At 69.7% G+C, this 14,512-nt stretch carries 15 protein-coding genes and 1 tRNA gene; 6 read left to right on the top strand and 10 right to left on the bottom strand.

The window, feature by feature from the left end:
* Positions 1–211 precede the first annotated feature (211 nt).
* The 4 genes from WJ12_RS31050 to WJ12_RS31035 are packed head-to-tail and all read left to right on the top strand — an operon-like array spanning position 212 to position 5,378.
* The gene (locus tag WJ12_RS31050) at positions 212–2,332 is read left to right on the top strand and encodes a TonB-dependent siderophore receptor (protein WP_269435154.1); all 2,121 of its coding nucleotides are present in this window, start codon (positions 212–214) and stop codon (positions 2,330–2,332) included.
* On the top strand, positions 2,332–2,595 hold the full coding sequence (locus WJ12_RS31045) for a hypothetical protein (RefSeq protein WP_059556861.1): 264 nt from the start codon (positions 2,332–2,334) through the stop codon (positions 2,593–2,595). The genes WJ12_RS31050 and WJ12_RS31045 overlap by 1 nt, the downstream gene beginning before the upstream one ends.
* Position 2,596: 1 nt before the next feature.
* Positions 2,597–4,108 (top strand): PepSY-associated TM helix domain-containing protein, encoded by a 1,512-nt coding sequence (locus WJ12_RS31040; RefSeq protein ID WP_059556860.1) that lies wholly within the window; start codon positions 2,597–2,599, stop codon positions 4,106–4,108.
* Between the two features lie 22 nt (positions 4,109–4,130).
* Positions 4,131–5,378 (top strand): RhtX/FptX family siderophore transporter, encoded by a 1,248-nt coding sequence (locus WJ12_RS31035; protein WP_059556859.1) that lies wholly within the window; start codon positions 4,131–4,133, stop codon positions 5,376–5,378.
* A gap of 41 nt (positions 5,379–5,419) precedes the next feature.
* Here WJ12_RS31035 and WJ12_RS31030 read toward each other — a convergent pair whose 3' ends face one another.
* Positions 5,420–6,661: an MFS transporter gene (locus WJ12_RS31030; protein ID WP_059556858.1), complete on the bottom strand. Its 1,242-nt coding sequence runs from the start codon at positions 6,659–6,661 to the stop codon at positions 5,420–5,422.
* Between the two features lie 139 nt (positions 6,662–6,800).
* Between WJ12_RS31030 and WJ12_RS31025 the strand changes: the two genes are divergently transcribed.
* The gene (locus tag WJ12_RS31025; protein WP_059556857.1) at positions 6,801–7,673 is read left to right on the top strand and encodes a LysR family transcriptional regulator; all 873 of its coding nucleotides are present in this window, start codon (positions 6,801–6,803) and stop codon (positions 7,671–7,673) included.
* Positions 7,674–7,749: 76 nt separating this feature from the next.
* On the opposite strand, the gene WJ12_RS31020 is transcribed toward WJ12_RS31025, so the two are convergent.
* A tRNA-Leu gene (locus tag WJ12_RS31020) sits at positions 7,750–7,834 on the bottom strand.
* A gap of 141 nt (positions 7,835–7,975) precedes the next feature.
* Here WJ12_RS31020 and WJ12_RS31015 point away from each other — a divergent pair.
* Entirely contained in the window at positions 7,976–9,289 is a 1,314-nt protein-coding gene (locus WJ12_RS31015) for a leucine-rich repeat-containing protein kinase family protein (protein ID WP_059556856.1), read from the top strand.
* Positions 9,290–9,302: 13 nt separating this feature from the next.
* Here WJ12_RS31015 and WJ12_RS31010 read toward each other — a convergent pair whose 3' ends face one another.
* The 8 genes from WJ12_RS31010 to WJ12_RS30980 all read right to left on the bottom strand — a co-directional run bounded on the left by WJ12_RS31010 (position 9,303) and on the right by WJ12_RS30980 (position 14,493).
* Positions 9,303–9,932, bottom strand: coding sequence for a LysE family translocator (locus WJ12_RS31010; RefSeq protein WP_059556855.1), 630 nt, complete (start codon positions 9,930–9,932; stop codon positions 9,303–9,305).
* Between the two features lie 98 nt (positions 9,933–10,030).
* Complete coding sequence (locus WJ12_RS36550) at positions 10,031–10,204, bottom strand: hypothetical protein (protein WP_167361905.1); 174 nt, start codon at positions 10,202–10,204, stop codon at positions 10,031–10,033.
* A gap of 32 nt (positions 10,205–10,236) precedes the next feature.
* A complete protein-coding gene (locus tag WJ12_RS31005) occupies positions 10,237–10,683 on the bottom strand; it encodes a copper chaperone PCu(A)C (RefSeq protein WP_034186185.1) in 447 nt (148 codons plus the stop codon).
* Between the two features lie 39 nt (positions 10,684–10,722).
* Positions 10,723–11,088 (bottom strand): copper homeostasis periplasmic binding protein CopC, encoded by a 366-nt coding sequence (copC, locus tag WJ12_RS31000; protein ID WP_034186186.1) that lies wholly within the window; start codon positions 11,086–11,088, stop codon positions 10,723–10,725.
* Positions 11,089–11,184: 96 nt separating this feature from the next.
* The gene (locus tag WJ12_RS30995) at positions 11,185–11,559 is read right to left on the bottom strand and encodes a DUF2946 domain-containing protein (protein ID WP_049031262.1); all 375 of its coding nucleotides are present in this window, start codon (positions 11,557–11,559) and stop codon (positions 11,185–11,187) included.
* Between the two features lie 92 nt (positions 11,560–11,651).
* Positions 11,652–12,146 carry an SRPBCC family protein gene (locus WJ12_RS30990; protein WP_049031266.1) on the bottom strand — a complete coding sequence of 165 codons (495 nt, stop codon included), beginning with the start codon at positions 12,144–12,146 and terminating at the stop codon, positions 11,652–11,654.
* A 58-nt stretch (positions 12,147–12,204) separates the two neighbouring features.
* A complete protein-coding gene (locus WJ12_RS30985; RefSeq protein WP_049031263.1) occupies positions 12,205–12,507 on the bottom strand; it encodes a 2Fe-2S iron-sulfur cluster-binding protein in 303 nt (100 codons plus the stop codon).
* A gap of 81 nt (positions 12,508–12,588) precedes the next feature.
* Positions 12,589–14,493 (bottom strand): sigma-54-dependent Fis family transcriptional regulator, encoded by a 1,905-nt coding sequence (locus WJ12_RS30980; RefSeq protein WP_059556854.1) that lies wholly within the window; start codon positions 14,491–14,493, stop codon positions 12,589–12,591.
* Positions 14,494–14,512: the final 19 nt, after the last annotated feature.

Here is a 14,512-nt window from a genome sequence, read left to right as displayed (position 1 = left end):
CGTGAACAATGCGGGCCGCCGTGCCCGGAATCGATAGGAAAAGCCCCTCGATCGAAAAATCGCCTGCCGGTTCTATTTGATAATGAGAATGATTATCAAATACGGGGGCGTGATGCGGTACGAGGTACGGGAACCTGGGAGATCGGTGATGAAGGGCGCGCACGTCGCCCGTTCGGGGCGGTGGCGCTGGCGGCCGTCGCTGTATCTCGGCCTGCTGATCGCGGCGCATCCGGCGGCCGCGTTCGCCGAGACGGCGCCGCCGGCCGGCACGGAGATCCGGAAGGAAGCGGCCGCCGCACAGCCGGCGGCGAGCGAGCTGAAGGCAATTTCGGTGAACGCGTCGCGCGGCGTGGCCGACGATCCGTCGGTCGCGACGGTCGGCAAGCTGCCGCTCGCATTGCGGGAGATTCCGCAGTCGGTCAGCGTGACGACGCGCGAGCGGATCGAGCAGCAGAACCTGTATTCGCTCGACGAGGTGATGCAGCAGTCGGCCGGTGTGACCGTGCAGCCGTACGTGTTGCTGACCACCGCGTATTTCGTGCGCGGCTTCAAGGTCGACTCGTTTGAATTCGACGGCGTGCCGGTTGTGATCGGCGACATGGCGAGCGCGCCGCAGGACATGTCGGTGTACGAGCGCGTGGAAATCCTGCGTGGCGCGAACGGGCTGCTGCACGGCTCGGGCAATCCGGCCGCGACGGTCAACCTGGTGCGCAAGCGGCCGCAGTACCGGTTCTCCGCGAACGCGTCCGTGAGCATCGGCAGCTGGGACCGCTATCGCGCGGAAGCCGACATCGGCGGACCGCTCAACGCGGCCGGCACCGTACGCAGCCGGCTCGTCGTCGCATACGAGGATCGTCACTTCTTCTACGACCACGCGAAGCAGGACACGCGTTCGATCTACAGCGTCACGGAAGTCGACCTGACGCGCGACACGCTGCTCACGTTCGGCGCGCAGTACCAGACGACGTCGTCGATTCCCGACATGTCCGGCGTGCCGATGGCGCGCGACGGGTCGAGCCTCGGCCTGTCGCGCTCGACGTTCCTCGACACCGCATGGGGCCGCTTCAACTGGGACACGACGCGCGCATTCGCGTCGGTCGAGCAGAAGCTCGGCGCCGGCTGGAAAGCGAAAGTGAGCGGCGAGTACCAGAGCGTGCGCTCGGACCTGAAGTACGCGGGCTCGTTCGGCGCGATCGATCCGGCGACCGGCGCGGGCGGCCGGCTGACGGGCAGCGCGTACCAGTTCAGCAGCTACAGCCGCAGCCTCGACGCGAACGTGCAAGGCCCCGTGCATGCGTTCGGGCTCACGCACGACCTGCTGTTCGGCATCACCTACGCGAACAGCAGCAGCGGGCAGATGACGGCGCCGCTGCTGGGCAACGTGTCGGGTACGCCGGTGAACGTGTACCGCTGGAACCCGGGCAGCGTGCCCGAGCCCGGCATCGGGCCGTACCAGCAGTCGCAGCAGAACGACATTTCGCAGAAGGGCGTCTACGGGCTCGGCCGCATCAAGCTCGCGGAACCCGTCACGCTCGTGCTCGGCGGCCGGATGAGCTGGTGGAACCAGGACAGCCTCGGCGCGCACTACAACACCGGTCACCAGTTCACGCCTTACGGCGGTCTGATCTGGGATTTCGCGCGCGACTGGTCGTGGTACGCGAGCTATGCGGAAGTGTTCCAGCCGCAGACCAAGTCGATGTGGGGCGGCGGCATCCTGACGCCGGTGAAGGGGCGCACCTACGAGACGGGCGTGAAGGGCGAACTGGCCGGCGGCAAGCTCAACGTGTCGCTCGCGGCGTTCCGCATCGATCTCGACAACAACCCGCAGGTCGACATCGCGCATCCGTGCGCGGGGCCGAGCTGCTATTACGTGAACGGCGGCAGCGTGCGCAGCCAGGGCTTCGAGTTCGAGGCGAACGGCCGCATCACGCCGTGGTGGAGCGTGTGGGCGAGCTACACGTACGACACGATGCGCTACGCGGACAACCTCGCGAACGCGGGCACGTTCGCGCCGCTGCTGAACCCGCGCCACCTGTTCCGGCTGTGGACCAACTATGACCTGCCGTGGCAGGAGCGGCGCTGGAGCGTCGGCGGCGGCCTGCAGGTGCAGAGCAGCTACTCGGCGCAGGCCAACGGCGTGACGATGAGCCAGGGCGGCTACGCGCTCGCGAGCGTGCGGCTCGGCTACCGCTACGACAAGCACTGGAGCGCCGCGCTCAACGTCAACAACCTGTTCGACCGCCAGTATTACCTGAGCCTGAGCCAGCCGGGCTGGAACAACCGCTACGGAGAACCGCGCAACGTGATGCTGACCGTGCGCGGGCAGTTCTGATGGCGCCCGGCTGGGGCACGCGCTCGGCGATCGCGATCGGCGGCGTGCTGCCGGGCGCGGTGGCGCTCGCGGTCACGCTGGCCCGTCATTACCCGGCCGACGGCCTGAACCGGCTCTATGCGGCCGTGTTGCTGACGCTCGCCGCGAGCGTGGCCGCGCTGCTGTGGATGCTCGTCGCGCCCGGGCCGCGGCAGGCGGTGTGGCGCGCGGGTGTGTGGGTCGCGGCGCTGGTGCCGTGCGCGCTGTTCTGGGGAGGGCGCTGACATGGATGCGTCGTCGCGTTCGCGCTGGCGCGCGCTGCATCGCGGCGCCGGCGCGCTGTTCGGCACGGTGCTGTTCGTCGTGCTGTTCAGCGGCACCTGGAGTCTTGCGTTCGATTCGATGCAGGGCTGGTGGCGGCCGCCGCCGGTGGCGGTCGCGCGGCCGGCGTTGCCGCTCGATGCGCTCGTCGCGCGCGCGGCGGCACACGGTGTTGCGTTGCGCGACGTGCGCATCGTGCTGCCGCGGCCGGCCGATCCGGCGATCCGGTTCTGCGATGCGCGCCAGGCGTGCACGCTGGCGCTCGATCCGGCGACGGGCGCGCCGCTGCCCGACGCGGGAAGGGCGAGGTTGATCGTCACGCTGCACAAGACGCTGTTCGCCGGTTTCCCCGGCCGCATCTTCGTCAGCCTGTGGGGCATCGTGCTGCTCGTGCTCGTCGTCGCGGGCGTGGTCGTGCATCGCCGCCGCTGGCCCGATGCGGCACGCGTCCGGCGCGGCCACGGGTTGCGCGTCGCGCTGTTCGACCTGCATGCGTGGATCGGCCTGTGGGGGACGCCGTGGCTCGTGCTGTTCGCGTTCACCGGCGCGTTGTCGGGGCTCGGCGCGCTCGGCACGGTGTCGCTCGCGGGCGTTGCGTATCCGGGGCAGCCGCAGCGCGCGTTCGCCGAACTGCTCGGCGGGCCGCCGCCCGCCGAGGCCGGCGGCCCGTGGCAGCACGCGCCCGATCTCGACGCGCTGTTGCGGCGCGATGCGGCGCGCAGGCCGGACTTCCGGCGCGAAGCCGTCGCGCTGCATCGCTGGGGCGACGCGAACGCGACCGTCGAGATTGCCGGCACGACCGCGGGGCTGCCGAGTACGGCGGTGTTCGAGCGTCACCTGTATCGCGCGGCGGACGGGCAATGGCTCGCGGATGCGACGTCGCGCGGTCGCGGCTTCTGGCTGCGCGCATTCATCGCGGTGCAGCCGCTGCATTTCGCGCAATACGACTGGGTCGGTGCGGCGGGCGGTGTGCTGCGCGCGCTTCATTTCCTGATGGGGCTTGCTGCGTGCGTGTTGTGCGCGACGGGCTTGCATCTGTGGATCGAGCGGCGGCGCGCGCAGCGCGATCGCTCGGCAAACGTGCTGGCCGCCGTCGCGGTGGGCGCATGCGGCGGGCTCGTGCTCGCGGGCGGTGTCCTGCTGTTTGCCGGGCGCGCGTTGCCCGACGGCGTGCACGTCGACCATGCGCTCGCGATGCTGTTCTGGGCCGTGTGGGCCGGTGCGATTGCGGTCGCGGCCCGGGCGGCCGATCGGGCGGCATGGCTGCGCGTGCTGATGCGTGCGGCCGGCGCCGCTTACGGGCTGGCCGGCGCGACGCATTGCGCACTCGCGCTGCTGGGCGCGGGCGCACCCGTGTACGGGTGGATCGACGCGGCACTCGTCGTATTCGGCGTGTTGCTGCTGCGTGCCGCCCGCCGTCCGCGGCGCGATGCGATGCCGGCCGCACGCGTGCCGGCCGGCGTCGAACCTTTTTAACCTCATGCAACTGGAGACTTCGATGCGCGATCTGCTCGAACATCGCCGCCTGGTCATCACGATCACGCTGCTTTACCTGTCGCAGGGCATCCCGATCGGCATTGCGATGGATGCGATGCCGACACTGCTGCGCCACGACGGCGCGCCGCTTCACGCACTCGCGTTCCTGCCGCTCGTCGGGTTGCCGTGGGTCGTGAAATTCCTGTGGGCGCCCGTCGTCGACAACCGCTGGTCGCCACGCCTCGGGCGGCGGCGCAGCTGGATGCTGCCGATGCAGACCCTCGTGGTGGTGTGTCTCGGCTGCCTCGCGCAGATCGGGATGACGGTCGCGACGGCCGGCTGGGCGGTCGGCCTGCTGGCCGTCGCGTCGCTTGCCAGCGCAACGCAGGACATCGCGAACGACGGCATGGCCGCCGAGCATTTCAGCGGCGACACGCTCGCGAGGATCAACGCGATCCAGATCGCCGGCGTGATGATCGGCTTCTTCGGCGGCGGCGCCGGCACACTGACGCTGATCGGCCTGTTCGGCCAGCCGGCCGCGTTTCTCGCGCTGGCGGCCGTGCCGCTCGCGAGCCTGGTCTGCGTGCTGTGGGTGCTGCCGCGCGATGCGGACCGTGCGCGGGCGCGGCCGGCACACGGCGCGAGCCTCGTGCGTTTCGCGAAGCGGCCGCGTTCGTGGTCGCTGCTGTCGCTCGCGCTGCTGTCGGCGATGACGGCCGTATCGGGCTTCGGCCTGTCGAAGCTGTTTCTCAACGACGCGGGCTGGACGCTCGACGCGATCGGCAAACTCGGGATGGCGGGCGGCGTCGTGACGGTCGTGCTCGGTTGCGGCGGCGGCGCGTGGCTCGTGAGGCAGCTCGGGGTATGGCGTGCGTTCACGGCCGGCGTGAGCTGCGCGGGCGCGGCGGCGTTGCTGTGGTTCGCGCAGGCGAGCGGATGGCTACCGGTGTCGCCGTCGTGGGCGTGGCTGTGCACGGTGCTCGGCTCGCTGGCGACGGGGATCACGTCGGTGTCGATCATGACGGCCGGCATGCGCTTCGCGGGCGGCAGCGACCAGGCTGGTACCGACGTGACGGCCGTGCAGAGCACGCGTGATCTCGGCGAGCTGATCGCGTCGTCGACGATCCTGTCGCTGACCGCGAAGGTTGGTTATACGGGCGGGTTTCTCACGGGTGTCGGGCTGGCGGTGCTGGCCGCGTTGATCGCGATGACGCTGCGGCGGCGGGAGGCAGCGCATGCGGCGAAGGGGAGCGATGTGCTGGCGTCGTGACGGCGGCGCGGTCCGGCGCGCGCCGGTCGCGCTGCGTCACCTCAGCCGCGCGTCAACCGTCGCGCCGCCAGCAGCGCGAGCGCGAGCAGCACCGCGACATACGCGGCGACGCTCGCCCACGCGCCGTGTTGCCAGAACGTCCCGCCGATCGAGCCGAGCACGCTCGACCCGACGTAGTAGGCCAGCAGATAGAGCGAGGCCGCATGCCCCTTCGCGGCCCCCGCGAGGTTGCCGACCCAGCCGCTCGCGACCGAGTGGGCGACGAAGAAGCCGATCGTGACGAGCACGATGCCGACGACGATCGCGACGAGCGAGTGCGACAGCGTCAGCGCGAGACCCGCCGCGAAGACGACGATGCCACTGACGAGCACCGGGGCCCGCCCGAGGCGGTCGGCGAGCGCGCCGGCGCTCGACGATGACACCATCCCGAACAGGTAGGCGCCGAAGATCAGTCCGCAGGCGGTCGGGCTCAGGTTGAACGGCGCGGCCATGAGCCGGAACCCGGCGTAGTTGTAGATCGTCACGAACGCGCCCATCACCAGGAAACCGATCGCGAACACGAACGGCAGACGCACGTGACGCAGTTGCGCGTGCCACAGCCGGACGTGATGGCGCAGCGTCAGGTCGGTGCGCTTCACGAAGCGGCGCGACGTCGGCAGCAGCATCACGAAGGCGATCGCCGCAAGCAGGTCGACGACGCCGATCGTCAGCATCGCCGTGCGCCACGAGAAGTGCTCCTCGAGCGCGCTCATGCCGATCCGTCCGATCATGCCGCCGAACGCGGTCCCGCCGACGTAGAGGCCCATCGAGAAGCCGAGCCCGTCGGCGGCGATTTCTTCCGCGAGATAGGCCATCGCAACCGCCGGCACGCCGCCGAGCGCGAAGCCTTCGAGCGCGCGCCAGAGCAGCAGCAGGTTCCAGTTCGGCGACAGCGCGGCCAGCAGGTTGAACAGCGCGGCCAGCGTCATCGACGCGAACATCAGCCCGCGCCGTCCGACGCGTTCGGACAGTGCGCCGGCGCACAGGATCGACACCGCGAGCATCCCGGTCGACAGCGACAGCGAGAGCGAACTCGACGCCGCGCCGAGGTTGAATTCGCGGGCGAACGCGGGAAGCAGCGGCTGCACGCAGTACAGCAGCGAGAAGGTGGAAAAGCCGGCGAGAAAGAGCGCGAGCGCGATGCGCTTGTACGCGGCCGAGCGCGGGGACACGCCGGCCGGCAGGGCATCGGGCGCGGCTTGCTGCGGGCCGGGCATGGAGCGGGAAATCGAGGGGGCGGACATGGATGCACTCGATGTGCGACGGGAATGCACGAATTCTTGCGCATCGTCATGTATATGTCCAATATATGAAAAGAACCGCAGCGATATGTTTTAACACTGGCTTGAAGGCCGCCTCGACTTCCCGCAAGGTCGCTCACGAATGGAACTCCGGCATCTCCGATACTTTCTGGCCGTCGCGGCCACGTCGAATTTCACGAAGGCCGCCGACCTGCTCGGCATCGGTCAGCCGCCGTTGAGCCAGCAGATCAAGGCGCTCGAAAGCGAACTCGGCGTGGAGCTGTTCAAGCGGACCGCGCGTGGCGCCGAGCTGACGCTGGCAGGCGAGGTCTTCGCGGAAGAGGCGCGACGCGTGCTCGACGATGCCGAGCGCGCGGCACGCGCGGCCAGGCGTGCCGCGCGCGGTGAAACCGGCCATCTGCGGGTCGGTTTTACCGGGACGGCGGCGTTCAACCCGAAAGTGTCGGATCTGATTCGCCGCTTTCGAGAGGCGTTTCCGGATGCGGAGTTGACGTTGCAGGAAGCGACGTCGGGTGTCCTGCTCGAGGCACTGGATGCCGGGCGCCTCGACGTGGCGATCGTGCGGCCGGTGCGGCGCGTCGCCGCGACGTTGCGCGCCGCCGACTGGGACGAGGAGCCGATGTTCGTCGCGCTGCCCGTCGCGCATCGGCTGGCGCCGCGCCGGCGTATCGATCTGGCGGAACTGGCCGACGAGTCGTTCGTGCAGGTGCCGCGGGAGGCCGGCAGCGCGTTGTTCGACGACATCGTCGCCGCGTGCAAGGCCGCCGGATTCGAGCCGCGCATGGCGCAGCCGGCGCCGCAGATGGCATCCGCGGTGACGCTGGTGGCGGCCGGGCTCGGCGTATCGGTCGTGCCGAAGGCGATCACGCAGGTGCAGGTGCCCGGGGTCGTGTACCGGCCGTTCGCGGGTAACGGGCTGCGCGCCAGGCTGGCCATCGTGTCGCGATGCGACGAGCCGTCGGCGGTGGTGCGGAATTTTCTGCGGCTGGCGTAGCCGAAAACGAAAAACCCGCGAAGCCATTTGCTGTCGCGGGTTTCGGAAAATACGCGGAAAACGTTGAAGCTGCATTTGGTGCCGACGGCGAGACTCGAACTCGCACAGCTTTCGCCACTACCCCCTCAAGATAGCGTGTCTACCAATTTCACCACGTCGGCACTGCAAGGGGCGCAATTCTAACGTCACATTGCGCGTTTGTGAAGGGGCCGTGACAACGTCATGATTTTGCACGGCAGCGATCCCGGTAGAATTCGTCGGATCGGTCTGGCGACCGTCGCAACCGCAACCCGTTTTCACCCGTGACCCACACCCTCGAACAACTGCAGGCCGGACAACTGTCGGGCGCACGGCAACTCAAGCTCGCATGCGGGTTGACCGAATTTCCGCGCGAGATCCTCGATCTGGCCGATACGCTCGAAGTGCTCGACCTGACCGGCAATGCGCTGTCCGCGTTGCCGGACGACCTGCCGCGGCTGCATCGCCTGCGCATCCTGTTTGCATCCGGCAACCGCTTCACCGCGTTCCCCGACGTGCTCGGCGCGTGCGGGCAACTCGACATGATCGGCTTCAAGGCGAACCGGATTCGCACGGTGCCGCGCGGCGCACTGCCGCGCGCGCTGCGCTGGCTGATCCTCACCGACAACGCGATCGACGCGCTGCCGGCCGACATCGGCGACTGTTCGCGGCTGCAGAAGCTCATGCTCGCGGGCAATCGGCTGCGCGCGCTGCCGGCCGAAATGGCCGCATGCCGCGCGCTCGCACTGGTGCGCCTGTCGGCGAACCGGCTGGAGGCGTTGCCCGACTGGCTGCTGCGCCTGCCGCGTCTCGCGTGGCTCGCCACGGCCGGCAATCCGTTCAGTGCGGCGCCGGAGGCGGCGGCGTCGGCGGGGCCGGACGTCGCCGAGATCGACTGGGCGTCGCTGTCGTGTGAACGGAAGCTGGGCGAGGGCGCATCGGGCGTCATTTACCGGGCGCAGTGGCGTATGGACGGCCACCCGTCGCGCGCGGTCGCGGTCAAGCTGTTCAAGGGCGCGGTGACGAGCGACGGCCTGCCCGATTGCGAAATGGCCGCGTGCCTGCACGCCGGCCGCCACCCGGACCTGATCCCGGTGATCGGCAAGGTGAGCGGGCATCCGGACGGCACGCACGGCCTCGTGATGGAACTGGTCGATCCCGCGCTCGGGAATCTCGCCGGGCCGCCGAGCTTCGCTTCCTGCACGCGCGACGTGTATGCGGCCGACGCGCGCTTCGCGCCGGCCGAAGCGGTGCGGATCGCGCACGGCATCGCGTCGGTCGCGGGCCATCTGCATGCGCGCGGCATCATGCATGGCGACCTGTATGCGCACAACATCCTGCACGACGGGGCAGGCGGCGCGTTGCTGGGCGATTTCGGCGCGGCGTCGCTCTACGACGTGAACGACCGCACGCGTGGCGGCAGGTTCGAGCGGCTCGAAGTGCGCGCGTTCGGCTATCTGCTCGGCGAGTTGCTCGAGCGATGCGAGTCGCGCTCGGATGCCCTCGATGCCCTCGCGGCGGCCTGCCTGAATGAGGATATCGACGCCCGCCCGTCGTTCGGCGAGATTGCCGCGGCGCTCGCCGCGCACATGCGCTGACGCGCTTGCCCGCTTACGCCTGCCGTGCGGTCAGCAGCTTGATCCCGAGCCCGACGAACAGCAGCCCGCTGGCGCGCTTGAGCGCACGTGCTGCGCGACGCATGCCGAAATCGCGATGGAATCGGCGCACGCCGGCCGAATAGACGCTGTGAACGATCACGACGGTGCAGGCGATCGTCGCGTACATCACGACGAACTGCAGCGCGAGCGGGCGATCGTGCACGACGAACTGCGGCATGAATGCCGACAGGAAGACCATCGTCTTCGGATTGCTGCCCGATACGAACAGCGCTTCGCGAAACAGCTTCGCGCGGTCGGGCATGGCGCTTTGCGCGGCGCCGCCCGACGCGGCGGCCATGCGGTCGCCGCGCAGTTGCCGCACACCCAGAACCATCAGGTAGGCGGCGCCGACGACCTTCATCGCGACGAACAGCGGCGGCATCGCGGCCAGTACGGCGCCGACGCCGAGCGCGACGAGCAGCACGACCACACCCTGTGCGACGAGATTGCCCGCGATCGTCGCGGCGGTGCCGGGCGTGCCGTAGCGCACCGTGTTGCGGATCACGAGCAGCACGTTCGGCCCGGGCGACAGTGTCGTGGCGAGATAGGCTGCGGCAAACAGCATCCAGGTCTGAAGGGCCATGCGTTGCTCCGGGTGACGGTTCCGGCGGACGGGATGCAGCGATGGTGCCACGCCAATAATGGCGCGGGCCGCCGCCGGAACCGTGCGGGCGCGGCGCGTCAGTGCGTGTCGCGCATGCAGTACGCGGGAATCGACGGCGGCGTGTCGATCGCGGCGGGCCGCGTCATCCACGCGATCCACGCGGCCCACAACCCGCAGACGATCAGTACGGCGAGATTCAGCGGCGTCCGGTAGCGGACGATCCGGCCGGCCAGCGGCAGGCGGTCTTTCATGTGCGTCTCCTTCGATCGGGATACCGGGTGCGTTACTGGCCGGCGTAGGTCGGCGCCTTCGCGTCGCAGGTGACCGACACCGTCGAGCCGTCCGCGAAATGCAGCCGGAACGGCACCTTCGAACCGGGCGCGACGGCCTTGCGCGGTTCCTCCAGCATCACGTGATAGCTCTTCGGCTTGAAGGTCAGCGAGCCGTGCGCGGGGACGACGACCGAGTCGACATGAACCATCTTCGCGGTGCTGCCGTTCGTCTGCGTTTCATGCACCATCGCCATCCCGTATGCGGGGCTGTCGATGCCTGTCAGCGTGGCGGGCGTGTCGCCGTCGTTCTTCAGCGTCAAGTAGCCGGACGACGGCACCGTCGCCGGCATCGCGCGGATCCAGCACGCATCGGCCTGCACGGCCGGCGCGGCGAACGAGGCGGGCGCTTGCAGCGCGAACACGGCAACGAGCAGGGCGGTCGGAATCGGGTGTTTCATCGTTTGTTCTCCTGATGGGGGGGCGGGGCAGCGTGCGCGTTACTTCAGCGTGAACGTGTAGCGGCCTTGCGTGCGATGGCCGTCGCTTGCCACCGCGACCCACGCGACCGTGTACGCGCCGGCCGTTAGGCTGGCGAGGGCGACGTGCATCCGTTTCCGGTTGCCGGCGTCGACGGCCGATTTCCCGTCGGTGACCGATTGACCATGGCCGTCGGTGACGGCGATCGAGCTGAAGGCCGGTTCGAGCGCTTCGCTGAAATCGATCGTGACGGCGTGCGGCGCGGCCGACAGCGTGGCGTCGGCGGCCGGGACCTGCTTCTTCGGGATGGCGTGCGCATGGGCAGCCTGGATGACGACGAAGCCGAGCGCGGCGAGTGCGCCGCGAAAGAGCGTGGCGGTATGCATGAGGGTGAGCGTCCTTCGAAACGTGACATGTCACGCACGCGAGCGGCGTGCGCGGACCACGCGATGCGCGATGGCATCACGTGCAACGACAGCGGATCAGGACGTGAACGGCGGGGCGCGCGGCTGCGCGGCCGTGAGCGGCAGCGCGCGGCGCAGGCTTTCGAAGCGGGTGGCCGCGCGATGCTGGATCACGCGTACGTGGGCCGCGAACGTCAGTTCGGGGGCGGGCAGCGCGGGGGTATGGGCAAGCAGGCTGCAATAGCCGCATGCCTGGAGATGCGCGTGGAGGCTGGTCGACGGATCGGACGCGTGGCCGCCGGCGGCCGGCGCGGCCGTGCAGTAGCCGGCCAGCAGCGCGTCGACACGCCCTTGCGTGGTGAGCGCCTGCGAGATCGTCGGCGCGAGCGCCGTCATCAGGATGGCGAGCATCCCGATCAGACTGCCGATCTTCCGGAGGCGACGACTCAGCATGCGATGCGCGGCGGCGTATGGACGACGATGGAGCGGATTATGCCACGCACGCCGGTGCGCGGGACGGCGGCGGCATGCGGCGAAGCGGCGCGCTACGCGTGCTTCGCCAGGTATTTCGTGATCAGCATCATCTGCGCGGCCCAGCCTTGGTCGTTCATCTCGCGCGCTTTCGCGCGGCGCGCTTCGATCAACTGGTCGAAACCCGTTTCGGTGACCGTGAGCAGCGTGCCGCCGGCCTGGGCGGCGAGCGTGAACGTGACGAGCGTCATCGGCTCGGACGCGTAATCGAAATGCGGGTCGATCGCGAACGGATGCCAGCGAAACGAGAACAGTTGCTGCGGCTCGATGCGATCGACGACGATTTCGAACACAGTGCCCGCATAGGGTTCCTGTGCACTGGCGACGTCGTCGTCGACGCGCGTCGGCGTGATGCGGCCGAACAGCGGCTGGTCGGCCGCGAACGGCCCGTCGAACGCGACGCCGAACCACTGGCCGAATTCGCCGGAATTGCTGACGGCTTCCCACACGCGGTCGGGCGAGGCCGCGAGCTGGACTTGTTTCTCGATGCGATCGGTTGACTGGGTCATCGCGTTCTCCACGCAGGATCGGGCGTTGCAGGACGGCGCGCGTGGCCGCACGCCGCGTCTAGTCGAGCATGGCCGCGTCGGGCACGTCGAGCACGAGGTCCGACGTCGCGACGGCCACGCACGGCAGCGTATAGCCGTCGGCCTTTTCCTCGCGGCTCAGGCCCGGCCATTCGATCGTGTAGCGTACGCTGCCGCTGACGATCCGGCAAAGGCAGCTTCGGCACGTGCCGTTGCGGCACGAGCGCGGCAGCGACACGCGCGCGAACGCGGCGGCCTCGAGCAGCGTCAGCGAATCGGGCGCGTCGAAGGTCGCGCCGAGCGGCTCGATGCGCACGAGGGGCGGGTGGTCTGGATCGGTCATGACTGAAGCGGGCGGCGGTCGGCGGCAACGCGCCAAGCATACCCGAACGGGCCGGCGGGCAGCGTCCGCCGGCCGTGGGCGTCAATGCCGCCGCAGGTAGCGGTACACGGTATTGCGCGCGAGGCCGAGCTCGCGCGCGGCGGCCGATACGTTGCCGCCGTGCCGCGCAAGCACGGCGTCGATCACCGCGGCCTGGCGGCTTTGCAGCGTCGTGCCTTCGTGCGTGCCGGCCGGCACGGTCGGCGTGGCGGCAGCGGGCGCGGCCGATGCATCGTCGCAGTCGAGCCAGAAATCGTCGGGCAAATGCGCGAGCGCGATTTCGGCTTCGTCTTCGGCGAGCATGCCGGCCGTGCGCAGCACGTTGGTCATCTGCCGCAGGTTGCCGGGCCAGCGGTGGCGCTTGAACGCATCGAGCACGTCGGCCGCGATGCGGCGCGGCATCGGTTCGCTGCGCGCCAGCCGCGCGAGAATCCGGTCGACCAGGACCGGCAGGTCGGTGCGCGCGGCCAGCGCCGGCAGCGTGACCGCAAGGCCGTTGATCCGGTAGAACAAATCTTCGCGGAACGTGCCGTCCGCGATCATCGCGCGCAGGTCGCGATGGGTCGCGCAAACCACGCGCACGTCGACCGGTACCGCGCGCGCGCCGCCGAGCGGCATCACCGCCCGCTCCTGCAGCACGCGCATCAGCCGCACCTGCTGCGCGAGCGGCATGTCGCCGATCTCGTCGAGAAACAGCGTGCCGCCGTCGGCCTGCGCGATCTTGCCGGGGCTGCCGCGCTTGCGCGCGCCCGTGAACGCGCCGTCTTCATAGCCGAACAGCTCGGCCTCGATCAGCGAATCGGGCAGCGCCGCGCAGTTGACCGCGACGAACGGGCCGTCCGCGCGCGGCGACGCCTGGTGCAGCGCGCGGGCGAGCCATTCCTTGCCGGTGCCGGTCTGGCCGAGGATCAGCAGCGGCAGGTCGCGCCCGCGGATCTTCGCGACGCGTTCGAGCACGGCGGCCATGCGTGCGTCGCCGGTGTCGAGCGTCGCGAACGTGATCGCGTCGGGGTCCGGCGCGCGTACGCGCGCGGCCGGCGCGGGCGGCGTGACGGCGACGGCCGTCTTCTGCGCGTCCGGGAATTCGCAGCGGGCGAGCACGCGCACGCCGGTCGACAGCGTCAGGCGGAACGTGGCGCCCGGCGCGCGGGCGGCCTGCTGCGCGAGCTGCGCGAAGCGCATGCCGAACAACGCGTCGCTGGCCTGATGTTGCAGTGCGTCGAACGACGCGCCGAGCTGGAATTGCGCGCTGCGGTTCGCGGCGATCAGCCCGCCGCCGGGGCCGAACGCGACGAGCCCGGCGAACAGCGAATCGACGCAATCCTCGTGCGCGTGAAAGCGCAGCCGCAGCGCTTCGCCGCACTGGTTCGCGAACAGGTGGTTCTCGATCAGCTGCGCGGACATCCGCACCAGCGCGAGCGTATGCGGGCTGGAGCCGCGCGGGTCGCCACTGACGTCGAGCGTGCCGAGCGTGCGGCCGAACGGATCGACGATCGGCGCGCACGAGCAGGTGAGGATGTGGTTCGCGCGCAGGAAGTGTTCGGAACCGTGCACGACGACGGCCTGGCCCGACGCGAGCGCGGTTCCGATCGCATTGGTGCCGCGCGCGCCTTCGGCCCACGACACGCCGGTGCGCAGCGCGACGCGGTTGGCTTTTTCGATGAAGTCGGCGTCGCCGATGCTGTGCAGGATCACGCCGTCGGCGTCGGTCAGCAGCACGAGGCTTTGCGTCTCGGCGATCTGCGCGTGGAGGTCTTCCATCACCGGGCGCGCGTGCGAGAACAGCGTGTGATTCGTGTCGAGCAGTTCGCGCAGCGCGATACGCGACAGCGGCGTGAAATCCGGGCGTTCGTGCGCGCGCAGGCCGACCGCGGTCGAACGCGCATGCGCCTGCGCGAGCAGGTCGGTGCGACCCGCGGTGACGGGCAGCACGAAGGGTTGCGGCATGACTTGTCTCCTGTTCCCG

Source organism: Burkholderia seminalis (genome assembly GCF_001718535.1).
GTDB lineage: Bacteria > Pseudomonadota > Gammaproteobacteria > Burkholderiales > Burkholderiaceae > Burkholderia > Burkholderia seminalis.
The sequence above is the reverse complement of the archived record's forward strand: the minus strand, read 5'-3'. Positions and strand labels throughout refer to the sequence as shown.